This is a genomic window from Bacteroides sp. AM16-13, from assembly GCF_003602705.1.
Taxonomy (GTDB): Bacteria; Bacteroidota; Bacteroidia; order Bacteroidales; family Bacteroidaceae; genus Bacteroides; species Bacteroides xylanisolvens.
The window spans coordinates 64,267-90,446 of the sequence record NZ_QTLK01000012.1 but is presented as its reverse complement, the minus strand read 5'-3'; the positions used below and the strand labels follow the sequence as shown (position 1 = coordinate 90,446).

The following is a 26,180-nucleotide window of genomic DNA, read 5'->3' as shown; positions in this document are numbered from 1 at the left end:
CAAATTGAATATTTAGAATTAAAATAGTTATGACCATGAAGAAGTTTAGTTTATTTGCAATCCTTTTAGGATTTAATATAGCTTTGGGAGCATGTTCCGATGATGATGCCGCTCCTGTAGTAAAAAATGAAATCTTTCAACTTCCGGAAAAGGCTTATGTACTGGCGGAACAATCCAGACGGGCTATTGTCATCAGAGATGCGGAGACGCACCGCAATATTTGGAGTTGGGATCCTTATACAGCCTGTGTTCCTGCTGCACAGCAGGGTTGGTTTGTTAATCCGAGTGAAGTAAAACCGGTTTTCAATAGACGCTATATCTTGATGACTGCCTCCGGCGGAGCTGTGGCTTTAATCCGTTTGTCCGATCATAAATTAATGTTCTACGCAAATTGCGGACAGAATCCCCACTCTGCGGAGGTATTGCCCGATGGAAATATCGTGACGGCAGAATCTAAATCCGGTGAAATCAATACCTTTGTGGTTGACACGGTTAAGGTATTGGGAGCAAAAGCTAATACGGTGAAGTTGGGTAATGCGCATAATGTTGTTTGGGATAAGAAAAGATCGTATCTTTATGCTACAGCTACCAAAAAAGAGGGAGTGACTGCATTATTCCGTTTTAAGTACGATGGCAACCGGAGTAATCCCAAGTTAATAAATCAGACTACCCTTTATACATTCAGCAATGAATCGGGTGGGCATGATTTGTTCCCGGTATATGGTGAAGAAGATAAATTATGGCTTACTGCTGCTTCGGCTGTCTATAAGTTTGATTTGACTGGAGTTACCGACGCTACGACTAATGACTCTACCGAACCTACTTGCGAGAAAGTTTACAGCATAGCCGATATAAAAAGTATCTGCAACGGACCGGATGGAATCCTGATGTTGAAACCGACTGAAGAGTGGTGGGCAGAAGGACTTGTAAATGAGAAGGGAGAAGAACTTTTCAAAATGGACGGAGCCAAGATTTATAAAGGCCGTTGGATGATAGACAATCTTTTCAGTTATCCGGAAAAGCATGATTTCGTGTTGAGTGAGGACTGATTAAGTATGGTGGAAGATTGATTAAGTACATAAGTTGAATAATTAAGTTTGGAACAATGAGGAAACTTCTTCTTTTTTTATTGGTATCTATCGCATTACCGGCCTTGGCGCAGAATGGAAAGAAAGTGTATGCCGACTTCCACGGTGTACGTTACACCCGGCAGCATGACGGAAAGTTGGGCCGTTGGGAAATGTATGCCAATACGGAAAAATCAAGTACCGGAAGGAAGTCGCTGTGTTATAATGCCGATCTGATAGATAGTGAAGGGCGGCATGAGATAGCGGCAGTGGCTTATCCCCAAGTCGGAATGCAGTCCAATCTCGATCCCGATTATATCGAATATCAGATATTGTCGGCAAAAGCGGCTAAGATAGATGGATTCTTTATCGAATGGGGGTTCAAGCCTCACGAAAATGACATCTTGCTGCGTGAGATGCAGAAAGTGGCAGCAAAGTATGACTTTGAAATCGGCGTAAACTGGTGCGACGGTTGGTTATATTATGACTGGATTACGAAGATTTATCCGGAAGTTAACACCCGTGAGGCAAAGACCGAATACATGGCTAAATGTTATCAATATCTGGTAGATAGTGTCTTCACAGATCCGACTGCTCCTATGGTGAAAGGAATGCCTGTTTTTTATCATTTCGGTCCCGGAGCGAAAGTCGATGAATACAAGAAAGTGTTATCACAAGTGAAGTTTCCGCAAGGAATGAGGCAGCCCGTTGCCTTACGCCGTTGGGCGGATTGGGGAAAACTGGAAAATGATAAATACATTCCCGTCACCCGCAGTGATGATATGGATGCTTGGGAAAAAGTGGGAGAAATACCGACTGCATGGCTTCCTGCCCGTGTCCGTACAAGAGATCAGGCACATGCCGAATGGGATAATTACGCCACTCAGGATGATGTTATTGAGTTTATGAAACCTTTCCGTGATTCAATTTGGCATAGTAACAATCCTGCTTATACCATTAAGTCGGGATTTGCCATGCCGGGAATGGATAACCGGGGCTGTGCAGGCTGGGGACGTGGACACTTCTATTATATCCCTCGTAACAATGGAGAAACTTATCAAAGTATGTGGAAGTTCTGTATGGCAGAGAAGGACAGCCTGGACATGATGTTTATCGCTTCGTGGAGTGACTATACCGAAGGACACGAAATAGAGCCGACCATTGAAAACGGTGACCGTGAACTACGTACGACTTTAAAGTATGCAGCGGAATTCAAAGACGAACAGGCGGACGAGCGTGGATTAACCTTACCTTTAATGCTTTTCCGGCTGCGAAAAGAAGCCCGTTTCCTGGAAAAGACGAAGATGGACGTATCCGCTTGTCAACGTTCGCTCGATAAGGCGGCATTGTTGATTAGCCAGGGACGTTATCCGGTGGCGATAGGCTTGTTGTCACAAATAGAAAATGATGTCAAGACAGCAAAATCCGCTTTGGCGGTTGAGATGATGCGTTTGCGTGAGTCGGACATGAAGATTCAGGGAAAGCGAAAATCCGGTGGTTACAATGCCGAAGAAACTCTCTCTATCTCTTTGCCCAAAGAGCTGGTTTCCAAATTACAAATGAATAACTATGTAGGGTATCTCTATTTTGAATACCTGGACAAGGGAAATGAATCTCTTTTTATACGTTCATCTACACAGCGCGAACCGAAAGAGCCGTTTAAAATTGTATCCCGGATACGTACCGACAATACAGGTGAATGGAAAAGCGCAAAAGTAGAATTGTATAAGGATAATATCATGAATGGATTCAATATGCCTACTTTCTATTTAAAAGGAAATGTCGTAGTTCGTAATTTGTCATTGGGTTATACGATCTACTCAGTCAAATAAATGCATGGATGAAGAGTTTTAATTGGTTATTAGTTTTATCTGTACTATCCTGCATCGGATGTTCCTCTCCGGTTCATGAAGACGGTAGGGGATGTGCTTTCGTATCTGACAGTATTCAATATCGGGTCGAGTTTATGTCGGCGGGGTGCGTGCGGATTCTGTCTTTTCCCGAAGGTGATACGCTGGTAACAAAAAGATTGGTGGGTGATTCGGAAAAGCCGGCTTTCAAAGATTATAAATGGGAAGATACGGGACAGAAGCTGCTCTTTCGCACCCGTGAATTTTCCGTAGTTTTTGATAAGGCAGATGCGGCTTTCATTTTTCAGGAAACATCCACAGGTAAGTTATTACTAAAAGAGAAAGGGGATAGAAAGGCACGGAACTTCAAACGTTCGGTTGCCGGAGGTGAACAATGTCTCGAAGTCACTCAACGCTTTGTTCCTACCGAGGATGAGGCCATTTACGGACTGGGACAGTATCAGAATGGAATCATGAACTATCGGGGGAAATCTGTACTTCTGTTACAGGCCAATATGGATATTGTCAATCCGTTCCTTATTTCGACCAACGGATACGGTGTCTTATGGGATAATTATTCTTCTACGAAGTTTGAAGATACGAAGGAGGGCTACTCATTTACTTCCGAAGTAGGTGATGCCTCCGACTATTATTTTGTCTATGGTAAGAATATGGACGAAGTCGTTGCCGGTTATCGGGAATTGACGGGGGACGTGCCGATGTTTGGAAAATGGGTGTATGGCTTCTGGCAGTCCAAAGAACGTTATAAGTCGTTCGATGAATTGAAGGCAGTCGTTAAAGAATACCGTAAACGGGGAATTCCGTTGGATAACATTGTGCAGGACTGGGAATATTGGGGAGACAAACCTCATTGGAACAGCCTGACCTTCCATCCGGCAAACTTTAATCATCCCCGTCAAGTTATTGATGAACTGCATCAACAGGACCATGTTCATTTTATGCTTTCCGTATGGCCCGGATTCGGACCGGAAACGGCTGTCTATCAGTCTTTGGATTCTATCGGTGCATTGTTTAGTGAACCTACATGGGCAGGTTATAAGGTTTTTGATGCCTACAATCCTGCCGCGAGGGATATTTTCTGGCAATACCTCAAGAAAGGACTCTATGATATGGGTGTGGATGCTTGGTGGATGGATGCAACGGAACCATCTTTCCGGGATGGATTCACACAGTTGAAGCAGGAAGAAAAGACCAAATCAGCTGGTAATACTTATCTGGGTAGCTTCCACCGTTATCTGAACACTTATTCTTTAGAAATGCTAAAGGACTTCTATCAACGCCTGCGCGCCGAGAGCGATCAGAAGCGTATATTTATCCTAACTCGTTCCGCCTTTGCCTCGCAACAGCATTATGGTACAGCCGTATGGTCGGGTGACGTTTCGGCTTCATGGGAGAATATGCACAAACAACTGGTTGCCGGCTTAAACTTGTCTATGTCCGGTATTCCGTATTGGACTTCCGATACGGGAGGATTCTTTGTCACAGAACGGGATGCAAAATATCCCGACGGACTGAAAAGTAATGATTATAAAGAGTTATATTCCCGTTGGTTCCAGTTTAGCGCATTTACTCCTATCTTCCGTGCTCACGGTACGAATGTGCCGCGTGAAATTTGGCAATTCGGTGAAGAGGGGACATTATCTTATGATAATCAAGTGAAGTATATTTATCTGCGTTACCGTCTGTTGCCATACATTTACTCAATGTCCCATCAGGTAACCGCCAATAATTATACCATGTTGAGAGGTTTGGCAATGGATTTCACAACAGATACCCGGACATTTGATATTGATAATGCCTATATGTTCGGTACTTCCTTATTGGTGCGTCCGGTATTTCATCCGCAATCGGAAGAAAAGAACATCTGTATTTATCTGCCGGAACATAGCGGTAAATATTGGTATGACTTCTGGACCGGAGAAGCTTTTGAAGGAGGAAGAGAACAAATGCAGACAAATATCCTCGACATACTTCCGCTCTATGTGAAGGCTGGTTCTATCTTGCCTTTGGCAGAAGTGAAACAATATGCGATGGAATATCCCGATCGTGAACTGGAATTGCGTATCTATGGAGGAGCGGATGCTGCTTTTTTATGGTATGAGGATGAAGGTGATTCCTACCGCTATGAAGAGGGTGTATGTTCGAAAGTGCCGATGCAATGGAAAGATTCGGAACGGACATTGACTATTGGACTGCGTGAGGGAACTTATCCCGGTATGCCGGAACAAATAAAAATGCATGTGAAATTATATCTGCCTGAAGGTGTAGCTCTTGATAGCAAAGAGTGCGTCTACACAGGTAGAGAAGTAAAAATAAAGTTTTAATTATAAGTATATATCGATTATGAAGAAGTTTCTCTATATTTTTATTCTATTGTTTATTGTGGGATGGGCACAGGCGCAACAGCGTGTGGTATACACAATCAACGACGGATGGAAATTTACAAAAGGATCTCCGTTTGAAGCGCAGCTGGCCGGCTGTGACGACTCTTCTTGGGAGACGGTCAATATACCTCATACATGGAATAATAAAGATGCAGACGACGAAACTCCGGGATTTTATCGGGGACCGGCTTGGTACCGGAAACAATTGTTTGTAGATAAAAGCCAGGAGGGACGTCAGGCAGTGATCTATTTTGAAGGAGCCAATCAGGAAGTACGATTTTATCTGAACGGTCAGTTCGTGGGAGAACACAAAGGAGGGTATACCCGTTTCTGTTTTGACATCACTTCCCATTTGCGTTATGGACAGGAAAACCTGTTTACCATTTATGTGAACAATGTCTATAATCCGAATATTCCTCCCTTATCTGCCGATTTTACTTTCTTTGGCGGTATCTACCGGGATGTCTATCTGCAGTTTATGAATCCGGTGCACATTGCAACGAATGATTATGCTTCGTCAGGAGTTTATATCCGTACACCCGAAGTGAACAACTCCGCAGCCTCGGTAGAAATTACTACATTACTGACGAATAATACACTCCAACCTGCAGAAATCAGGGTGGAAAATGTAATCTGCGATGCGGATGGTAAGGAAGTGAAAAAGACTCATGCGGAAATAAAGCTGGCATCCGGTGAAACAAAGACAGACATCTCTAAAAAGATAAAAATAGATTCGCCCCGTTTGTGGGATATAGACGATCCTTATCGGTATATGGTATATACGCGTATTCTCGATAAGAAAAAGGGTACTTTGCTGGATGAAGTGGTGAATCCGTTAGGCTTGCGCTGGTTTAAATTTGATTCGGAAAAGGGCTTTTTCCTGAATGGCAAAGGACGTAAACTAATCGGAACTGCCCGGCATCAGGATTATTTTCAGAAAGGAAATGCCTTGCGCGACGAGTTGCATGTACAGGATGTACTACTGTTGAAAGAGATGGGAGGGAACTTCCTGCGTGTGTCACATTATCCCCAAGATCCTGTAATCATGGAAATGTGTGATAAACTGGGTATTGTGACTTCGGTTGAAATCCCCGTTGTCAATGCTGTTACGGAAACTGAAGAGTTTTTGCAGAACTCCGTTGAGATGGCTAAAGAAATGGTACGTCAGGATTTCAACCGCCCTTCTGTTATGATTTGGGGGTATATGAATGAGATTTTTCTGCGTCGCCCTTATACCGAAGGCAAGCAATTGGAAGATTACTACCGCTTTACTGAAAAAGTAGCCCGTGCCTTGGAAGCGACCATCCGCGAGGAAGATCCTTCAAGATATACCATGATGGCTTATCATAATATGCCTCAATATTACGAAGATGCCCATCTGACCGAAATCCCGATGATTCAGGGATGGAACTTGTATCAAGGCTGGTATGAGCCGGATATCAATGAGTTTCAACGTTTGCTCGACCGTGCCCATAAGGTATACAAGGGAAAAGTGTTGATGGTTACGGAATATGGACCGGGAGTAGATCCGGGACTTCATTCCTACCAGCCGGAACGTTTCGACTTCTCACAGGAATATGGTTTGGTGTATCATAAACATTATCTCCGTGAAATGATGAAACGTCCGTTTATTGCCGGTTCCAGTCTGTGGAATCTGAATGATTTTTATTCCGAATCCCGTGTCGATGCTGTTCCTCATGTAAACAATAAAGGAGTTGTCGGATTAAACAGGGAGAAGAAGGATGTTTATTGGTTTTATAAGACAGCTTTGTCACGTCGTCCGATACTTGTTATAGGTAATCGGGAGTGGAAAAGCCGTGGGGGAGTGGTGAATACTGCACAGAAAGAATGTATTCAGTCTGTTCCTGTATTCTCCAATGCGGAAGAAGTAGAGCTGTTTGTGAACAATAAGAGTCTGGGAAAGAAAAAGGTGGAAGATAATTATGCTTTGTTCGATGTACCGTTCGTTGGTGGGGAGAATCTCCTGGAAGCGGTTGCTGTGGCTGGTGATAGCAAATTGCGGGATATGCTCCGGATTCAGTTCCGGTTGGTAGGCTCACAGTTGAAAGACGAAGCAATCCCATTTACGGAAATAAATGTAATGTTGGGTTCTCCGAGATATTTTGAAGACCGTACAGCAAATGTAGCATGGATTCCCGAGCAGGAGTATAAGCCCGGTAGCTGGGGATTTGTAGGCGGAACTTCTTATCGTCGTAAAACAGGATTCGGCAGTATGCTTGGTTCGGATATTGACATTCTGGGAACGGATATGAATCCAATCTTCCAGACTCAACGTGTTGGAATAAAATCTTTTAAAGCTGATGTACCGAATGGAGAATATTCCGTATATTTGTACTGGGCAGAATTGGAGTCGGACAAAGAGAGGGAAGCGTTGGTTTATAATCTGGGAGCTGACTCGGAACAGACGTTTGCCGGAAACCGTAGCTTCGGAATTTCAATGAATGGAACGACTGTTTTGGATGATTTCAACATAGCTCGTGATTACGGATATGCCCGTGCTGTTATCAAGAAGTTTGTAGTAACGGTGAAGGATGGAAAAGGATTGAGTGTTGACTTTCATAAAAAAGAAGGAGAACCTATTCTGAACGCTATCCGTATTTATAGAAACTATTAATCATAAACACTGTCAATATGCTTAGGTCTATTTATTTACTGTCTTTTCTCCTCCTGCAATCTTTATTTGCTTTTGCCGGGAATGTAAAGGAGAATGTTCCGTCTTCTTTTGACTTGTATGTATGCATCGGACAATCCAACATGGCGGGGCGTGCAACATTAACTCCGGAAGTCATGGATACCCTCCAAAATGTGTATCTATTGAATGATAAGGGGAATTTTGAACCGGCAGTAAATCCTCTCAATCGTTATTCTACAGTTCGGAAAGATTTGTCAATGCAGCGTTTGGGACCGGCTTACGGCTTTGCTAAAGAGATGGCCCGACAAACGAAACGTCCTGTCGGGCTGGTAGTAAATGCGCGTGGAGGCTCATCCATCAACTCCTGGCTAAAAGGGAGTAAAGACGGATATTATGAAGAAGCTCTTTCCCGGGTTCGGATTGCAATGAAGCAGGGAGGTGTTTTGAAAGCAATCCTTTGGCATCAGGGAGAAGCCGATTGTTCGAATCCGGAAGCGTATAAACAGAAACTGATTTCTTTGGTGAAAGACTTGCGGGAAGATCTGGACATGCCGGATCTACCGGTTGTTGTAGGACAGATTTCACAATGGAACTGGACGAAAAGAGAAGCAGGTACAGTCCCCTTTAATCAGATGATTAAAAAAGTTTCTTCATTTATTCCCTATTCCGATTGGGTATCATCGAAAGGATTGGGATGGTATAAAGATGAGAAAGACCCTCATTTTAATACGGAAGCACAACTGTTATTAGGAAAACGTTATGCGAAAAAGATACTGAAGTTTTATAAACATCAATAGGATACCCTTTTTCGAAGGAACATAAAAGCCGGCTGATCCCTCATGAATCAGCCGGCTTTTGTATGGTGAATAACTAAATACTGCCTTGTTGATAGAAAAGGAGTCTATATGCTTAATTGTCTTGTTATAAGCAAATTAACCTGTTAATAACTTTGTTGATATCCTTGTTGATAACTGAAATTAGGTTGTGAATAAAACCAGTAAAGAAGAGTCGTCATAAAAAAGAAGAACCGCATTTCTGCGATTCTTCTTATCTTTAGTTGCGGAGATCCGACTCGAACGAATGACCTTTGGGTTATGAGCCCAACGAGCTACCAACTGCTCCACTCCGCGATGTTTAACGGGTGCAAAGGTACGGCTTTTTTTGAAACAAACAAATAATTTGCTGAATATTTTTCGAGTAAATCATCATTTTTTTCTTATTTAGTTGAGAATGAATGAAATAATGATGAAACTTTTTCTTAGCACCTATTAATATACAAATGTTAATATTCTCTCTATTTTCTTGTATGGTCTAAAGAAAAGAATTACTTTTGCTCAAAATATTCAGCAATGTGCAATTTGTAACCTATGACCGTATCCAAGACAAAAGCCAAATTAGTAGATGTAGCCCGTCAGCTTTTTGCGAAGATGGGAGTAGAAAACACAACTATGAATGATATCGCTCTTGCTTCTAAAAAAGGTAGACGAACGCTCTATACTTATTTTAAAAGTAAGGATGAAATTTATTTGGCTGTTGTGGAATCGGAATTGGATATTCTGTCGGATATGATGAAGCGGGTGGCCGAGAAAAATATCTCACCGGACGAGAAATTGTTGGAGATGATATATACCCGGTTGGACGCAGTAAAAGAGGTCGTCTATCGAAACGGAACACTGCGTGCTTATTTCTTCCGTGATATATGGCGGGTGGAAAAAGTTCGCAAGAAGTTTGATGCAAAGGAAGTCCAGCTCTTTAAAGCTGTTCTTCTGGAAGGACAGGCAAAAGGAGTTTTCCATATTGACGATGTGGAGATGACTGCCGACTTGATACATTATTGTGTGAAAGGAATTGAAGTTCCTTATATTCGAGGCCATATAGGTGCACATCTGGATGAAGATACAAGAAATAGATATGTGTCCAACATTGTGTTTGGCGCACTGCATAGAACAGAAATTTAATTAAATAACTTTTAGTATGGGATTATTAGACGGAAAAACAGCCATTGTAACCGGTGCTGCTCGCGGTATTGGTAAGGCTATCGCTCTTAAGTTTGCTGCCGAAGGCGCAAACATCGCATTTACTGACCTTGTCATTGACGAAAATGCAGAAAATACAGCTAAAGAATTGGAAGCAATGGGCGTGAAAGCCAAAGGTTACGCTTCTAACGCGGCTAACTTTGAAGATACTGCAAAGGTCGTTGAAGAAATCCACAAGGACTTCGGACGGATCGATATATTGGTAAACAATGCCGGTATCACTCGTGACGGTTTGATGATGCGCATGAGCGAACAGCAATGGGATATGGTAATCAACGTGAACCTGAAGTCTGCATTTAACTTCATCCATGCTTGTACACCTATCATGATGCGTCAAAAAGCTGGTAGCATTATCAATATGGCCTCTGTTGTAGGTGTTCACGGAAATGCAGGACAGGCTAACTATGCTGCTTCCAAAGCAGGTATGATTGCATTGGCTAAGTCTATCGCACAAGAGTTGGGCTCTCGCGGCATCCGTGCCAACGCTATCGCTCCGGGATTCATCCTGACAGACATGACAGCTGCTCTTTCTGACGAAGTAAGAGCTGAATGGGCAAAGAAAATTCCTTTGCGTCGTGGTGGTACTCCTGAAGATGTGGCAAACATCGCTACCTTCCTGGCTTCTGATATGTCTTCTTATGTATCAGGTCAGGTGATTCAGGTAGATGGTGGTATGAATATGTAATCGAACAGAATGACTGTTGTATACGAAGACAACCATATCATTGTAGTCAACAAGACCGCTTCCGAGATTGTCCAGGCAGACAAGACGGGGGATACGCCGCTTTCGGAGACTGTGAAACAGTATCTGAAAGAGAAGTATCAGAAACCCGGAAATGTTTTCCTCGGTGTGACACACCGGCTGGACCGCCCCGTAAGCGGTCTTGTTATTTTTGCCAAAACGAGTAAGGCATTAACAAGGCTCAACGAAATGTTTCGCACTAGTGAGGTGAAAAAGACTTATTGGGCGGTTGTGAAAAATGCTCCGCAAGAACCGGAAGGTGAACTGGTACATTTTCTTGTACGTAATGAAAAGCAGAACAAAAGTTATGCATACGACAAAGAAGTGCCGAACAGCAAGAAAGCGATCTTGCATTACCGGTTGATCGGTCATTCGGAGAATTACTATTTGCTCGAAGTCGATTTAAAAACCGGACGTCATCATCAGATTCGTTGTCAGCTGGCAAAAATGGGATGCCCTATCAAGGGAGATTTGAAATATGGCTCTCCACGCTCCAATCCGGATGGGAGCATTTGTCTGCATGCCCGGAGAGTACGGTTCATACATCCTGTCTCAAAAGAACTGATAGAGCTTGAAGCTCCTCTTCCCGAAGGGAATTTATGGAAAGGATTCGCCATAGATTAACACGGATTTCCACAGATTCATTTATTATGTTATTTAGTAGACGGTACGCAGTTTTTCTGTGGAAAACCGTGTAAATCTGTGGTTGGAACTTGCCAAAAGAGTAAACCTGCCTGCCATTTTTCTTGTAAACTCTAGCGACAGTTAGTTAATTCCTAAATAGGTAGTATATTTGCATCATTCGCTAACTATAATTTTCAATCATACCAAAGAAAAATACGAATGAAGGCATTTAAACTACTTGCACTTACTTCTTGTGTCTTGCTTGCAGCGGGAAATGGAGTAGCGCAACAGAACTATTCAAAAAGTGAAGGATTATTGCAGTACGTCGATCCGTATATCGGATCCGGTTATCATGGACACGTCTTTGTTGGGACGAGTGTTCCGTATGGAATGGTACAGCTGGGTCCTACCAATATCCATAAAGGTTGGGACTGGTGCTCGGGTTATCATTATTCCGATAGTATTTTAATTGGCTTTTCACATACCCATTTGAGCGGTACGGGCTGTACTGACTTATGTGATATTCTCATCATGCCATTGAATGAGATCCGTACTCCCAGAGGCAATCAGGATGATATACGTGATGGGTATGCTTCCAGATATTCTCATGCGAATGAAATCGCCCGTCCCGAATATTACTCTTTGCTTCTCGACCGTTACAATATCAAAGCCGAGTTGACAGCTACAGATCGTGTAGGCTTCCATCGTTATACTTATCCTGAAGGAAAACCGGCTTCCATATTAATCGACTTACGTGAAGGAAACGGATCGAATGCTTACGACAGCTATATCCGTAAGGTAGATGATTATACAGTAGAGGGTTATCGTTATGTGAGAGGCTGGAGTCCTTCCCGCAAAGTTTATTTTGTGTTGAAAAGTGATAAGAAGATAGAGCAGTTTACTGCCTATGATGATAATAACCCGCAACCTTGGGACCAACTGAAAGTGGCATCGGTGAAGAGTGTCCTCACTTTTGGTAACGTGAAGGAAGTGAAGATAAAAGTCGCCCTTTCTTCTGTCAGCTGTGACAACGCAGCGATGAACCTGCAATCCGAACTTACTCACTGGGATTTTGATAAGGTGGTGGATATGAGTGCCGACCGATGGAACAAGCAACTGGAGAAGATGACAGTAGAGACTGATGATGAGGCTTCCAAGCGTGTATTCTATACCGCCCATTATCATACTATGATTGCCCCTACGCTTTTTTGCGATGTGAATGGAGAGTATAGAGGGATGAATGACATGATTTACACAGACCCGAAGAAAGCCAACTATACGACTCTTTCTTTATGGGATACCTACCGTGCATTAAATCCTTTGATGACTATTACTCAACCTGAAATGGTTGACCATGTAGTCAATTCGATGATTTCCATCTATCGTCAGCAGGACAAACTCCCTATCTGGCCTTTGATGAGTGGAGAGACCGATCAGATGCCGGGGTATAGTTCCGTGCCGGTGATTGCCGATGCATATCTGAAAGGATTTACTGGGTTCGATGCGGAAGAAGCATTGCAAGCAATGATAGCTACAGCTACTTATGAAAAGCAGAAAGGAGTGCCTTATGTAGTCAAAAAAGGCTATATCCCTGCCGACAAAGTTCATGAAGCTACTTCCATAGCCATGGAGTATGCAGTGGACGACTGGGGAATTGCCGCTATGGCACGTAAGATGGGAAAGACAGAAGATGCTGAAACATTCTCAAAACGTGCTCATTATTACAAGAACTATTTTGATTCTTCTATCCATTTCATTCGTCCGAAACTGGAAGACGGCTCTTGGCGTACTCCTTACGATCCGGCACGTTCCATCCATACTGTTGGAGATTTCTGTGAAGGAAACGGATGGCAATATACTTTCTTTGCTCCACAAGACCCCTATGGGCTGATTGCCTTGTTTGGAGGTGACAAACCTTTTACAACGAGGCTTGATGGTTTCTTTACCAATACCGACAGTATGGGGGAAGGAGCATCGAGCGACATAACCGGATTGATCGGACAATATGCACATGGAAATGAACCGAGCCATCATGTTGCTTATCTTTATGCGTATGCCGGTGAACAATGGAAAACGGCGGAAAAGGTTCGTTTTATCATGAGCGATTTTTACACAGACCAGCCGGACGGTATCATCGGTAATGAGGATTGTGGCCAAATGTCTGCCTGGTATCTTCTTTCATCTATGGGACTCTATCAGGTGAACCCGTCGGATGGTGTATTTGTTTTCGGTAACCCTTGTTTTAAGAAAGTAGAAGTGAAGGTACGTGGTGGTAACACTTTTACTGTAGAAGCACCCAATAACAGCAAAGAAAATATCTATATCCAGAAAGTGTATTTGAATGGCAAGCCTTATGATAAGAGTTATATCACTTATCAGGATATAATAAATGGCAGCACATTGAAGTTTGTAATGGGGAAAAAGCCTAATAAGAATTTTGGTAAGGCTCCGGCAAACAGACCGGTTGTTTTGAATAAGATAAATGGATAAAGATGGCTTACTTATAAAAGACAGCTAATTGTTGAAAGGAGGAAGAAGCCTCCGACAATGAAAGAATAAAGCTGGTTCTCAATATTCAATTCAGTTTTCAATAGGTATTATAAGGCTTTCCGATTGTAGCATTTAATTCTGCTTCGGAAAGCTTTATTTTATACTAGAAACGGCTGAAAAGCAAATCCTTAACAAGAACTTACTGTTTTCAGCCGTTTTGGGGAATATAGTTTTAAGAAATAAGTTAGTCCTGATTACATCTTTCCTTTAAAAAAGAATGTAATCAAGACTATTTTTATAACTATGGAAGCGGATCAGCTTTTGCCGGTCGTTTCGGATCATAAACGGCTACTCCTACTTTGGAGTCAGCACAACCATAATACAAATACCATTTGTTTTTGAAGTAGACCATTCCTTCTATAAATACGGTTCCATCCACATATTGCCCACTCTTTTCAAAGCTATCCATCGGACGGAAGAACGGTTCATCGAGACGGGTGATAAAGCGGGTAGGATCATTGGCGTCGAAGAGTGCTTGTCCGGCAGCATAGACATTGGCGGTATAGCGTTTGTCACCTCTTCCTGAATGGTTCTTACCATTATAAAGAAGGACAATTCCTTTCGGAGTGTAGATAGCTGGAGGCCCACATTCGGTGAGATGGCTGTCGAAGTAGCCGTCACGGGGAGAAAACAGCTTTTTTAGGGAGCCGTCAATGTTGACAATCGGTGTCCAGTGGATTAAGTCATCGGAAGTAGCTGCGAATACATGCTCCTCTCCCCAGTACATAAAGTATTTCCCGTTGACTTTCTTGATAACCTGTTTCCCTTTAACAACTTCGGTCAGGATAGAGCCGGACTTACAACCCAGGTTGAAGAACTTTCCATCAAATGCTTTGGCAAAAGCAGGACCGTATTTTGTCCAGTCTTTTAGGTTGCGGGAGGTCGCTACTGCCAGGCGAGGTACATGGCGATTCCATTGGGTGTACATCATTACATATAATCCGTCATCGGTTACGGCAATTCGTGGGTCTTCGCAGCCGCCGGGCCATTCCAACTCTTTTTGTGAATCATTATCCGGATAGAATACAGGAGTCTTTTCCCGTTGGAAATGTGTGCCGTCGGTAGAAGTGGCATAACCGAGGCGAGAAGTCCTGTGTCCGATACCGACACCTGATTTATCCTCTGCACGGTATAACACGACAATCTCACCATTGTAGAGTGTAGCAGCCGGATTGAATGTATCGTTCGATTCCCACGCAATAGAATCTTTGGTCAATGGACAGTAAAACTTGGTGTTTTCTATAGGAGATATTACCGGATTGACATTCTTTGGACGTTCAAAACCACCGAAAGCCCAATCGGGTAATTTGTTCTCTTTATGATTGGAAGACTGTCCGTAGGCAGTACAGGTCATCATGGTTGTAGTAAGTAGGAATAAAAAAGTTGATTTCATATTGTTCATATTATATGGGTCATTTATTTTTTAGGAGTCATATACTCCCTACATATAAATTGGAAAATAAATAAAATGCTGTCATCTGTCACCTGATTGGGCATAAATGATTGATTATAAATATACTGCAGTGTGACAGCATGATGTGACGGCAAGGTGACGACAACTTTGCTGTCACTTTGTTGAAAGCAAGGATTTTATTGTTTCTCTGCTATGTGGGTACTTATTTCTCTATCCGGAGCGGTATTCAAGGATTATCAGACTATTACGGAAGAGAGAGTTTCAGTACTTGAAACTAAAAGTTCTATTGCTTGAAACTTTTGTTTCGTCAGCGAGAAACTCTAGTTTCTCTTACTTGAAACTGTGGTTTCAAAGGCGTGAAACTAAAGTTCTTCAACCTTGAAACTACTTTGGAAGCGTAAGCTTCAAGGTTAGAAACAGTTATCTCATAAGCGGGAATACAATAAAAAACATAATAGAAGACTATTGGATACTATTCAGTAAGTCTACCTTTCCTTCATTCACGAGTTTTAGGATTAGTTCTCCAAACAGCGTATTTTGCCATGCAAACCAGGAACGAGTAAAGTTCTTCGGGTCGTTCTTGTGGAAAGATTCATGCATGAACCCTGTTCCGGCATCCGTATCCATTAGCATTTTGATGCAGGTCTTGATTTCTGCGTCGTTTTGACTGGTGAATGCTTTCATCATAATACTCATGGGCCAAATCATATCATATCCGATGTGCGGACCGCCAATTCCTTCACCGGCAGTACCTTTGAAGAAGTAAGGATTATCTTCGCTCCATACAAACTTACGGGTATTCTGATAAATAGGATCGTTCACTTTCACATCCCCAAGATAAGGCAGGGCAATGAGACTCGGCACATTGGCATCATCCATTAACAGTTGATTGCCGAAACCGTCCACTTCGAAAGCATAGATTTTGCCATATTTCGGATGATTGTAAACCGCATACTGTTTCAGGGCTGCTTCCACTTCGTTCGACAGTGTAGTACATTCTTTAGCTAAATCAGGTTTCTTGTTGACTGTATTCAGAATTTCGGCAGCTTTGCGCAATGAAGTTACAGCAAAGAAGTTGGATGGAACGAGGAACTGGAAAGTTGTAGCATCATCCGAAGGACGGAAAGCAGAAGCAATCAGTCCGACCGGCTTTACAGGATTACCCCAGCCGTCGTTGGTCATCGTATCGAGTGCACGTTCCGTTTTACGTTGGAAACGATAAGGACCTTTCGGATCTTCTTTTCGTTGCTGTTCCTTAAACGTTTTCAGAACCTTCGCGATGGCTGTAAGCCATTCGTCGGAGAATATACTGGCATCTCCCGTCGTTTTCCAGTAATGATAAGCAAGACGGATAGGATAGCAGAGCGAGTCGATTTCCCATTTGCGTTCGTGCAGTTCGGGCTTCATGTCCGTAAGGTCGCTCATCCATTCGCCGCCTTCGGAATTCATGTTGAAAGCATTGGCATACGGGTCGATATTGATACACTTGAACTGACGTTTGATAACGCCGGCCAGCATCTTTTTCAGTTCCGCGTCTTTGTTGGCGAGTTGTACGTAAGGCCATACTTGTGCACCCGAATCGCGCAACCACATGGCGTGGATGTCGCCTGTATAAACAAACGTATCATCTTTGCCGTCAAAATGAACAGTAGTATCCAGGGTGTTCGGGAAACAGTTTTCGAACATCCATGCCAAGCGGGCATTCGTCAGCAGTTGCTTGATATGCGCAATCTGTTGTTCCACAGCTTGCGAGACAAACAGACGTTTCGATGCTTCCGGACGGTTCGTCTGATAGTTGTTGATTTTGGTATTATCTTGTTGGATGACAAAATCACTGTTCGTTATAGCCTGCATATTGCTAGCACCAAAGAGTGCTATGGACAAACAAAAGGCTTTAGTTATATTCATGGTAATAGTCTTTTTTTGTTGATTAGTATTGATTATGAAAGTGTTGCGGAGAAGAAGTGTTAAATCTCTGCAAAGAATTCAATAAGACAGGCATTGTCGAGCAGCCATTTATACTGTTCCTTGTTGTGTCCCGACCAATCCCTGCCTAATAATCCGTTTTCATCCCGGTAGTTTTCCCAGGCGTGAAGCGCATTTTCCACCATCGCATTGACATACGCCGGATTCTTGTCAATCTTATACAGAGCTTTCAGTCCTCTGAATAAGATCACGTTAAACCAGGCCATGTCTTTATGCACTTTGACAGTCGGGTCTTTCTTGTCGGCTTTTGTGCGGAAAAAGGCATCTGTTCCTGCGGCTGTTTGCTGTGCATCGTGCAAATACTGCTCATCTCCCGTTTCCTCATAGAGCAATACACCCGCCTGAATCATCTGTCCACTGTTGTAGGCGTACTTCTCTTTGGAAACTTTCCCTTTCAGGTTGATGTTATCCCAGTAAAGATGGTCGGTAGGGTCGCACAGATGCTTTTTCGTCCAGGCATACGTCTCTTTTGCTTTTTCGAGGTATTTGGCATCCTTCGTCAGCCGGTACAACTTGACACCGAGCACAGTAGACGGTGCATTGGAACAAGTATGCTTCGCTTCCTTCTGCTGTTCACACCAAAAGATGCCACCGCCTATCTCATCGCTCCATCCACTGTAGATATATTGATACAATGCAACGGCTTTTTCCAAAGATGCAGGCTTGTGAGTCAGTTGGTAATAATCGCAATAGTCCAGTGCAATCCAGATGTTATCGTCATAATAACGTCCGTGCTGCCCGTACTTGGTGGGGTATGACTGATAACAGGCCGGCAAGCGACTGTTATCCCAATACTGCTCCATTCCCGGTAGGATTCTTTTCTCGAGAATCTTTTTGTACTTCTTGTTTCCGGTCGCTTTGTATAAAGCCACACAACCCGACATCATCCCTGAGTAAGGCCATAGAAAAGAAGCTTTCAGCGTTCCGCTCTGTTCCATTCCTCCTGCCAGGTAAGTGATTTTCTGGTCGGGGTTGACAGGATATGTCTCTGTCAGTAATCCGTCTTTCGTCTGATAAAGACTCAATACATTGTGTAGAATCGAGTCAGCAATGGAAAGATAACGAGTATTTTCGGGTGTCTTTCCCACTGCGGAAGTAAGGCAAAATAATATACAGACTAGGGTACATACATTTCTCATAGGAATATCAGGTTGTGTAGTGAGACTTTTCAGGTTATTTTATTACTAATAAGATTATTGCTGCTGACGTTCGTCAAACTCTAACTCTACTTTTACCGGGAAGTGATCCGAAGGAGTGCGGGCTTGATAAACTTTGATGTCGATTTCTTCCGGACAGTCGTTTGCCTGCTTCTTTTCGCCGCTTCCTACGATGCTCCGGTAAGTATCTGTCAATACACCATATCTTTTCACATGGAAAGACGGAGATACGAATATATGGTCGATACGGCTTTCAGTAAAGCTGTTGGGATCGAAGCTATTGAAGGTTCCGTTCATTGCATAGCGGAAGTCACACTTTTCGTATGAGTCGCAGAGCACTCCCTTGTTTACAAAAGCATCGTATGACTGATGGGTCTGATCGACATTGAAGTCACCGGTCAGGATAGCCGGAAGATTTTTACCTTTACCGAGTTCTTTCATCTTCTCCTGCACGAGGTATGCACTTTCCACACGGGCTTTCTTGCCGATATGATCCATGTGCAGATTGAAGAAAAGGAATTCAAAACCGGTATCTTTGCATTTGAAGTGTCCCCAACTGCAGATACGCGGCAACACCGCATCCCAGCCTTTGCTCGGTACATCGGGAGTTTCCGACAGCCAGAAATCGCCTTTTTCTACCAAATCGAACTTATCGGTACGATAGAAGATGGCAGAGTGTTCGCCTCGGTCTTTACCGTCATCACGGCCTACGCCAATGTAGTCATAACCGGGAAGCGCTTCTTTCATGTCTTTCAACTGATGAAGGAAACACTCCTGCGTTCCGAAAATATCGAAATCGTGGTATTGTACCATCTTGGCTATCACCGGATAGCGTTGTCCCCAACCGTTTCCATGGAGTGAATCGCTGCCGTTGGCGTTTCTTAGATTGTAAGAGGCAACAGTGAATGTAGTAGGCTGATAGTTACTCTGACAACCGCAGAAGACTATCGTCACAAGGGCAATTAGTAAAAGACTTTTGAGTTTCATGTTTTTATAGTTTGTTTGGTAGATAATTCATTGACCTCCAAAAGTACAATATTTTATTCAAATGAAAGAGAATAAGGTCTATCTTTTTCTGTGGTTCCCCGTTGTTTATTGGGTACGGGGCTCATTTGGAATTGAATATTAGCACCTTTTATCAATTGGTCATGTGTAAGATAATTGCGGGAATTAGATTTTCCGTTTATCTTCATTTCCTTGATGTAACGGTTGTCGAGTTGATTGTTATCTGCCTTGATGGTGATGGTCTTTCCATTCTCCAGATGTAACTTCGCCGATTTGAAGAGCGGAGTTCCTATAATATATTCATCCGTTCCCGGACAAACAGGATAGAAACCGAGTGCGGAGAACACATACCAGGCGGAAGTCTGTCCGTTGTCCTCGTCGCCGCAATAACCGTCGGGACCGGCGGTATATAGCTTGTTCATAATTTCGCGTATCCAGTATTGAGCTTTCCAAGGCTCGCTCGAATAGTTGTAGAGATACACCATGTGCTGAATCGGCTGGTTACCGTGTGCATATTGCCCCATGTTCATCACTTGCATTTCACGCATCTCGTGAATCATGCCGCGACTCTCCATTCCCAGTTTACCTGGAATGACGAAGACAGAATCCATCATCGTATTGAATTCTTTTTTACCTCCCATCAGGTCGATAAGTCCCTGTGGGTCATGGAACACACAGAAGCTCCAATGCCAACTATTACCTTCGCAGAACTCTCCGCTCCAGTCTACCGCATCAAAATTCGGATTGAACACTCCTTTATTATCTTTACCTACCATCAGTTTGCGCTCCGGGTGATAGACATTCTTGTAGTTCAGTGCACGTTTCTTATAAATGTCGATTTCGCTCTCCGGTTTGCCGAGTTTCTTACCCAATGTATAAATTGCCCAGTCATTATATGCGTATTCCAGCGTGCGTGCAACGTTTTGTCCTATGCCGATATTGTTAGCTACGTATCCCAGTTGGTTGTAAGATTCGTAACCCAGACGGCCTGAAGCAGTCCCGCGAAGATGCGCGTTTGCTCCGTGTTTTAATGCTTCCCAAAGAGTCTCGATGTCATATCCGCGCAAACCTTTGATGTAAGCGTCGGTCACTACGGAAGCCGAATTGTTGCCCACCATACAATCCCGGTGTCCCGGACTGGCCCATTCCGGCAGGAATCCGCTCTCTTTGTAAGCGTTTACCAAACCTTCCTGCATCTTCAGATTCATTGACGGATACATCAGGTTGAGGAAAGGGAACAGACAACGGAACGTGTCCCAGAATCCGGTGTCGGTAAACATGTAGCCGGGACGCACTTCACCGTTGTAAGGGCTGTAATGCATAACTTGTCCTTTAGCGTCTATCTCGTAGAAGCTGCGTGGGAAAAGCATGGAACGGTACAGGCAGGAGTAGAAGGTACGCAGGTTATCGATGTTATCGTCTTCCACCTCTATTTTACTCATTTCACGGTTCCACACCTCTCTTCCGTTCGTTACCAATTGGTCGAAGCTGTTTTTGCCCAGCTCCTTGAGATTTAATTCCGCTTGTTCAGGGCTGATAAAGGAGGAAGCAACCCGTGCGTGTACGATTTCTCCTTTTTTCGTGGCGAATCCGATGACCGCACCTGTGTGGTTTCCTTTTGCTTCTGTCTCATTCGGAAGAATGTTGTTTTCAGAAACTGTGGAAATGAATGTAAACGGTTTGTCGAATTGAATCACAAAGTAGTTTTTGAAGTTTTCCGGTACACCACCGCTATTTTTGGTCGAATAGCCGATAATTTTATTTTCTTCCGGAATTATTTTTACGTAAGAACCTTTGTCGAAAGCATCTACAATAACGTAGGCGTTTTTAGTCTCCGGATACGTGAAACGGAACATGACGGCGCGCTCCGTAGGAACAAGCTCGGTTGTTACGTCATGGTCGGCAAGGTACACCTTATAATAATAAGGTTTGGCAACTTCCGCTTTGTGAGAGAACCAACTGGCACGTCGGTCTTGATCGAATACCAGTCCGCCGGTGATAGGCATGATGGCAAACTGCCCGTAGTCGTTCATCCAGGGGCTGGGCTGATGTGTTTGTTTGAATCCCCGGATTTTGTCGGCATCATACGTGTACGCCCAACCATCTCCCATCTTACCGGTCTGCGGCGTCCAGAAATTCATTCCCCACGGCAATGCCGTAGCTGGATACGTGTTTCCGGTAGACAGTTCAAACTTGGATTGAGTGCCTACCAGTGTGCTGACGTAGTCTACCGGATTCTTAACGGCAGAGGATTGCAGACTATACAACACGGCACTTCCAAGAAATAGCAAGTGTTTAAATGAAAAATGTGTTTTCATGAACAAATGAATTTATTGATTTGAAAATAATTTCTACAACGAAAATAGGGAGAAAAGGAACGTGCTTTCCAGAATAGGAAGACAAAAATACCTAATGGCGCTAATATTAACTACTATGGCGCGAAAATTTACTTATATTTCTGTCCAAAAAAAGTGCAGAATGTTTTTTTGTTTACCTTTGTCATAAAGTAAATCTAAGAATAATCCACTATGAGGAAACAGAACGTTTTTATCTTTCTATTCTTTCTTAATCTGTTGATACATAATGCTTATGCGTATAACTTGAAGCAAGTTGCAGATAAGGAATATATGTCTAACAGTTCTATTACATCTTTGTGCCAGGATGAACGCGGATTGATGTGGATCGGAACCTGCGACGGCCTGAATATTTATGATGGACAGGAGATCGAAGAATTTAAGACCCGTGACAAGGAGGATTACCTATCTGGTAATTTGATTGACAATATTGTGTATACGGGAGATGAAACTTACTGGATTCAAACCTACTATGGATTGAACCGTCTGGACCGGCGGACAAATACAATCACTCACTATAATGAGTTTCAGAAACTCTTCTTTATGAATAAGGATAATCATGGCAACCTGTTCATTATTCAGGATAGCAACTGTATCTACTATTATCATAAGAAAGAGGGTGTCTTCAAGAAAATTAATATCACGGGAATCCCCATTTCCGATATTGTAGACTTTTTTATCGACGGTAGCAACCGGATGTGGGTAGTGATGAAGGGCTACAACCGCTGTTATGATATACAGCGGGAAGACGCATCGGGAGATATCACCCTGTTACCCCAGAAAACAAACCTGATTTATCAGACTTCCTTGATTTATTGTTTCAATGACGAGCAATCTCTTTATTACATAGACAAGGAATTTAATTTCTATGCTTTCCATATTCCGACCCAGAAGAATGAATTTATTGCCAATCTGGGTAAGGAAATACAGGAACGTGGCAAAATTTCGTCCATCGTTCATTATCATAACAGCTATTTTGTGGGCTTTTTGATGGATGGCATTCTCCTGTTGGAGAAACAGAAGGAGACGGATCATTATCAAATTCAGTCGTTACCTATCAACAGTGGTGTATTCTGTCTCAAGAAAGACCGTTTTCAGGATGTTGTCTGGATTGGTACTGACGGGCAGGGCGTTTATCTTTATTCGAACCCGCTTTATTCTATCAAATCAATGGTGCTTAGCAATTACACCGAGAAAATAGAACGCCCTGTGCGTGCCATCTATCTTGATGATGAACGTACTTTCTGGGTGGGAACCAAAGGAAACGGAATTCTAAAAATCTATGATTACGAATTCGATAAAAACATCTCCGACTGCCGGGCAGAGGTGTTGACTACCTCTAATAGTGCTTTGAGTAGTAATGCCGTTTATTGTTTTGCCAAGAGCCACCGGAATTTGCTTTGGATAGGAGACGAAGAAGGATTAACTTATTATTCATATCGGGAAAAACGTATTAAGAGTATACCGATACGGATCGGTAACGAAGATTTTAAATACATCCATGACATTTACGAAACAGCAGATTCCGAACTGTGGCTGGCGAGTGTCGGCATGGGAGTGGTGAAGGCTCGTATTGCCGGAACACCGGACAATCCGGTGATTGTGGATGCGCAACGTTACGTCATCAATGACGGTGAACTGGGATCGAACTATTTCTTTACTATTTATGCGGAGAATGAAGCCAACTTGTTGTTTGGTAATAAAGGATATGGAGTGTTCCGTTATAACGAAACGACGAACGGCCTGGAACCGGTGTCTACTCATAAATACGAAAACATGACCCTGAATAATATTCTCGCCATCAATAAAGACAGCAGCAATAACCATCTTTTTGGAACGAGCTACGGATTGATAAAGTACACTTCGGAAACTTCTTATCAGCTCTTCAATGCCAAGAATGGTTTCCTGAATAATACCATTCATGCAATTCTTAGAAACTCGTCCGACAACTTCTGGTTGAGCACCAATCTCGGATTAATCAATTTCGATACGAAACGGAATGTCTTTCGTTCGTATGGCTTTGGAGATGGTTTAAAAGTGGTAGAGTTTAGTGACGGTGCCGGTTTTCGGGATTCCCGGACTGGTACTCTGTTCTTTGGCGGAATTAATGGAGTCGTGGCTATCCGGGCGGATGGCCGTCCGGAGCAGCTTTATATGCCTCCTGTTTATTTTGATAAGCTGTCTATCTTCGGTGAACAATACAATCTGGGCGAATTTCTCACCCGGAAAAAAGAAACTGAAGTCTTGAATTTGCAGTATGACCAGAATTTCTTTTCTGTTTCATTTGCCTCTGTGGATTATCTGAATGGTAATAACTGTACCTATTTCTATAAACTAAAAGGATTGAGTGACCAATGGGTAAACAATGGTTCGGAAAGCGGAGTCTCTTTTACGAATATGGCTCCCGGCGAATATACCTTACTGGTGAAATATTACAATAGTGTCTTTGATAAAGAGAGTGATGTCTATTCTCTGGTGATTCGTATAGGTGATCCGTGGTATGCTTCCTGGTGGGCTTATTTGATTTATGCCCTGTGTCTGCTTTTACTGGCAGCCTTGCTGATACGTTCCTTTATCCTGCGCTCCAAACGTAAAAAGCAGGAATTGCTGAACGAGATAGAGAAACGCCATCAAAAGAATGTCTTTGAGTCCAAACTTCGTTTCTTTACTAATATCGCACATGAATTTTGTACTCCGCTGACTTTGATTTATGGTCCTTGCGGACGGATCCTTTCATCGAAGGGACTTAGTAAATTTGTCGTGGACTACGTACAGATGATTCAGACGAATGCGGAGCGTCTCAACAACCTGATTCATGAGTTGATCGAATTCCGTCGGATTGAAACGGGAAACAGGGAAGTGCGGGTTGAATCATTGAATGTGTCTTCCATTGTGAAAGGAATAGCCAAAACGTTTGTTGAAATGGCTAAATCCAGAAACATCACTTTCTTGAGCAAGATACCCGAGCAGGTGATGTGGAACTCGGACAAAGGATTCCTGAATACGATCATTATTAATCTGATTTCTAATGCCTTTAAATATACTCCCGACGGACAGAGTCTCAAGATTGAAGTGGATACGAGCCGGGAAAATATGCTGGCTCTTCGTGTAGCAAATGAAGGAAGTACCATCAAGGAAAAGGATTTTCAGTATATTTTTAATCGGTATGCCATTTTGGATAATTTCGAGAATCAGGATGAAAAGAACTTTTCACGGAATGGCCTGGGGCTGGCTATTTCTTATAATATGGCTAAGTTGCTGAATGGTACATTGAAAGTGGAAAACACTTCTGACGGATGGGTGATGTTTACATTAACCTTGCCGGTCATGGAGCTGACTACCGGAGTGTCGGAAACCAAACGACTGATGGCGGAATATATCCCCAAGATAGATACTCAACCGATATTGAAACTTCCCCAGTATGAGTTTGATAAGATGCGTCCTACGCTTTTGGTTGTCGATGATGAAATCGAAATGCTATGGTTTATTGGAGAAATCTTCTCGGCTGACTTCAATGTGGTAACCTTGCAAGATCCCGAACGGCTGGATCAGGTGATGAATGAGGTTTATCCGAATGTGATTATCTGTGATGTCATGATGCCGGGAATGGGTGGCATTGAACTGACCAGGCGGATTAAATCGGTGAAAGAGACGGCGCATATTCCTATTATTGTGGTTTCCGGACGACACGAGATGGAACAACAGATGGAAGCCCTTTCTGCCGGTGCGGAAATGTATATCACAAAACCGTTTAGTGCGGAGTATCTTCGTATCTCTGTCTGTCAGGTGATAGAACGGAAAGAGGTGTTGAAAAATTATTTCAGTTCGCCGATCAGTTCTTTTGAAAAGTCGGACGGGAAGTTGACGCATAAAGAGTCGAAGAAGTTCCTTCAGTCGGTTTTGAAGATTATCAATGATAATATAACGAACAAAGATTTGACTCCGCGTTATATCGCCGATCGACTGGCAATCAGTCCCCGGAGTCTTTATCGGAAGATGGAAGAGATAGGAGAGGATAGCCCGACCGATCTGATTAAGGAATGTCGTTTGCACATAGCGAAAGATTTATTGCTGACCACTAAAAAGACGATTGATGAAATTGTATTCGATTCGGGATTCTCGAACAAAGTTACTTTCTTTAAGGTGTTCCGTGAAAAGTATGAGTGCACGCCAAAAGAGTTTCGGATGAAACATTTGGAAGAGGTTCAGCAGTAGCCTGTGGCGGGAATTTTTAAAGAAAAAGAAGAAGTAAATATCCGTGTTAATATAGTAAATATCCGTGCCAAAAGGTAAAAAAGGATAGTTAATTTTCTTTTGGTAGAGTTTAGTGATTTTAT

15 protein-coding genes and 1 tRNA gene are annotated in these 26,180 nt (G+C 43.0%); 10 read left to right on the top strand and 6 right to left on the bottom strand.

Annotation, left to right across the window (positions count from 1 at the left end; genetic code table 11):
- Positions 1–35 precede the first annotated feature (35 nt).
- From DW173_RS11545 to DW173_RS11525, 5 genes are read left to right on the top strand one after another with little or no spacing between them, the layout of a single operon-like run.
- Positions 36–1,049: a DUF6528 family protein gene (locus DW173_RS11545; RefSeq protein WP_004310453.1), complete on the top strand. Its 1,014-nt coding sequence runs from the start codon at positions 36–38 to the stop codon at positions 1,047–1,049.
- Positions 1,050–1,105: 56 nt separating this feature from the next.
- Positions 1,106–2,899, top strand: coding sequence for a glycoside hydrolase family 71/99-like protein (locus DW173_RS11540; RefSeq protein WP_120144477.1), 1,794 nt, complete (start codon positions 1,106–1,108; stop codon positions 2,897–2,899).
- An 8-nt stretch (positions 2,900–2,907) separates the two neighbouring features.
- Complete coding sequence (locus DW173_RS11535; protein ID WP_120144476.1) at positions 2,908–5,262, top strand: TIM-barrel domain-containing protein; 2,355 nt, start codon at positions 2,908–2,910, stop codon at positions 5,260–5,262.
- 19 nt (positions 5,263–5,281) lie between these two features.
- Positions 5,282–7,957: a glycoside hydrolase family 2 TIM barrel-domain containing protein gene (locus DW173_RS11530; RefSeq protein WP_120144475.1), complete on the top strand. Its 2,676-nt coding sequence runs from the start codon at positions 5,282–5,284 to the stop codon at positions 7,955–7,957.
- 17 nt (positions 7,958–7,974) lie between these two features.
- Complete coding sequence (locus tag DW173_RS11525) at positions 7,975–8,772, top strand: sialate O-acetylesterase (protein ID WP_008645237.1); 798 nt, start codon at positions 7,975–7,977, stop codon at positions 8,770–8,772.
- A 260-nt stretch (positions 8,773–9,032) separates the two neighbouring features.
- Here the strand turns inward: DW173_RS11525 and DW173_RS11520 are convergent.
- Positions 9,033–9,105, bottom strand: a tRNA-Met gene (locus DW173_RS11520).
- Positions 9,106–9,342: 237 nt separating this feature from the next.
- Here DW173_RS11520 and DW173_RS11515 point away from each other — a divergent pair.
- The 4 genes from DW173_RS11515 (at position 9,343) to DW173_RS11500 (ending at position 13,867) form a co-directional block, all read left to right on the top strand.
- Positions 9,343–9,933: a TetR/AcrR family transcriptional regulator gene (locus DW173_RS11515; protein WP_004299903.1), complete on the top strand. Its 591-nt coding sequence runs from the start codon at positions 9,343–9,345 to the stop codon at positions 9,931–9,933.
- Between the two features lie 16 nt (positions 9,934–9,949).
- Complete coding sequence (gene fabG, locus DW173_RS11510; protein ID WP_004299904.1) at positions 9,950–10,696, top strand: 3-oxoacyl-[acyl-carrier-protein] reductase; 747 nt, start codon at positions 9,950–9,952, stop codon at positions 10,694–10,696.
- 9 nt (positions 10,697–10,705) lie between these two features.
- Complete coding sequence (locus tag DW173_RS11505; protein WP_004299905.1) at positions 10,706–11,377, top strand: RluA family pseudouridine synthase; 672 nt, start codon at positions 10,706–10,708, stop codon at positions 11,375–11,377.
- A 219-nt stretch (positions 11,378–11,596) separates the two neighbouring features.
- A complete protein-coding gene (locus tag DW173_RS11500; RefSeq protein ID WP_120144474.1) occupies positions 11,597–13,867 on the top strand; it encodes a GH92 family glycosyl hydrolase in 2,271 nt (756 codons plus the stop codon).
- A 301-nt stretch (positions 13,868–14,168) separates the two neighbouring features.
- Here the strand turns inward: DW173_RS11500 and DW173_RS11495 are convergent, their stop codons facing one another.
- The 5 genes from DW173_RS11495 to DW173_RS11475 all read right to left on the bottom strand — a co-directional run bounded on the left by DW173_RS11495 (position 14,169) and on the right by DW173_RS11475 (position 21,807).
- The gene (locus DW173_RS11495) at positions 14,169–15,329 is read right to left on the bottom strand and encodes a glycoside hydrolase family 130 protein (protein WP_167509087.1); all 1,161 of its coding nucleotides are present in this window, start codon (positions 15,327–15,329) and stop codon (positions 14,169–14,171) included.
- A gap of 474 nt (positions 15,330–15,803) precedes the next feature.
- The gene (locus tag DW173_RS11490) at positions 15,804–17,249 is read right to left on the bottom strand and encodes a glycoside hydrolase family 125 protein (RefSeq protein ID WP_004304956.1); all 1,446 of its coding nucleotides are present in this window, start codon (positions 17,247–17,249) and stop codon (positions 15,804–15,806) included.
- A 59-nt stretch (positions 17,250–17,308) separates the two neighbouring features.
- Positions 17,309–18,466, bottom strand: a complete 1,158-nt coding sequence (locus DW173_RS11485) for a glycoside hydrolase family 76 protein (protein WP_061448197.1) — start codon at positions 18,464–18,466, stop codon at positions 17,309–17,311.
- A gap of 54 nt (positions 18,467–18,520) precedes the next feature.
- Entirely contained in the window at positions 18,521–19,471 is a 951-nt protein-coding gene (locus tag DW173_RS11480) for an endonuclease/exonuclease/phosphatase family protein (protein ID WP_061448198.1), read from the bottom strand.
- Positions 19,472–19,524: 53 nt separating this feature from the next.
- On the bottom strand, positions 19,525–21,807 hold the full coding sequence (locus DW173_RS11475) for a GH92 family glycosyl hydrolase (RefSeq protein WP_120144473.1): 2,283 nt from the start codon (positions 21,805–21,807) through the stop codon (positions 19,525–19,527).
- A 210-nt stretch (positions 21,808–22,017) separates the two neighbouring features.
- Between DW173_RS11475 and DW173_RS11470 the strand changes: the two genes are divergently transcribed.
- Positions 22,018–26,058, top strand: coding sequence for a response regulator (locus DW173_RS11470; protein ID WP_074708146.1), 4,041 nt, complete (start codon positions 22,018–22,020; stop codon positions 26,056–26,058).
- Positions 26,059–26,180 lie beyond the last annotated feature (122 nt).

What these genes read in the sequence shown, in the direction of transcription:
- fabG (WP_004299904.1), top strand. Translation starts at nt 9,950, where the DNA reads ATGGGATTATTAGACGGAAAAACAGCCATTGTAACCGGTGCTGCTCGC.
- DW173_RS11480 (WP_061448198.1), bottom strand. Translation starts at nt 19,471, where the DNA reads ATGAAACTCAAAAGTCTTTTACTAATTGCCCTTGTGACGATAGTCTTC.
- DW173_RS11505 (WP_004299905.1), top strand. Translation starts at nt 10,706, where the DNA reads ATGACTGTTGTATACGAAGACAACCATATCATTGTAGTCAACAAGACC.
- DW173_RS11490 (WP_004304956.1), bottom strand. Translation starts at nt 17,249, where the DNA reads ATGAATATAACTAAAGCCTTTTGTTTGTCCATAGCACTCTTTGGTGCT.
- DW173_RS11545 (WP_004310453.1), top strand. Translation starts at nt 36, where the DNA reads ATGAAGAAGTTTAGTTTATTTGCAATCCTTTTAGGATTTAATATAGCT.
- DW173_RS11485 (WP_061448197.1), bottom strand. Translation starts at nt 18,466, where the DNA reads ATGAGAAATGTATGTACCCTAGTCTGTATATTATTTTGCCTTACTTCC.
- DW173_RS11495 (WP_167509087.1), bottom strand. Translation starts at nt 15,329, where the DNA reads ATGAACAATATGAAATCAACTTTTTTATTCCTACTTACTACAACCATG.
- DW173_RS11515 (WP_004299903.1), top strand. Translation starts at nt 9,343, where the DNA reads ATGACCGTATCCAAGACAAAAGCCAAATTAGTAGATGTAGCCCGTCAG.
- DW173_RS11475 (WP_120144473.1), bottom strand. Translation starts at nt 21,807, where the DNA reads ATGAAAACACATTTTTCATTTAAACACTTGCTATTTCTTGGAAGTGCC.
- DW173_RS11470 (WP_074708146.1), top strand. Translation starts at nt 22,018, where the DNA reads ATGAGGAAACAGAACGTTTTTATCTTTCTATTCTTTCTTAATCTGTTG.
- DW173_RS11540 (WP_120144477.1), top strand. Translation starts at nt 1,106, where the DNA reads ATGAGGAAACTTCTTCTTTTTTTATTGGTATCTATCGCATTACCGGCC.
- DW173_RS11530 (WP_120144475.1), top strand. Translation starts at nt 5,282, where the DNA reads ATGAAGAAGTTTCTCTATATTTTTATTCTATTGTTTATTGTGGGATGG.
- DW173_RS11500 (WP_120144474.1), top strand. Translation starts at nt 11,597, where the DNA reads ATGAAGGCATTTAAACTACTTGCACTTACTTCTTGTGTCTTGCTTGCA.
- DW173_RS11535 (WP_120144476.1), top strand. Translation starts at nt 2,908, where the DNA reads ATGAAGAGTTTTAATTGGTTATTAGTTTTATCTGTACTATCCTGCATC.
- DW173_RS11525 (WP_008645237.1), top strand. Translation starts at nt 7,975, where the DNA reads ATGCTTAGGTCTATTTATTTACTGTCTTTTCTCCTCCTGCAATCTTTA.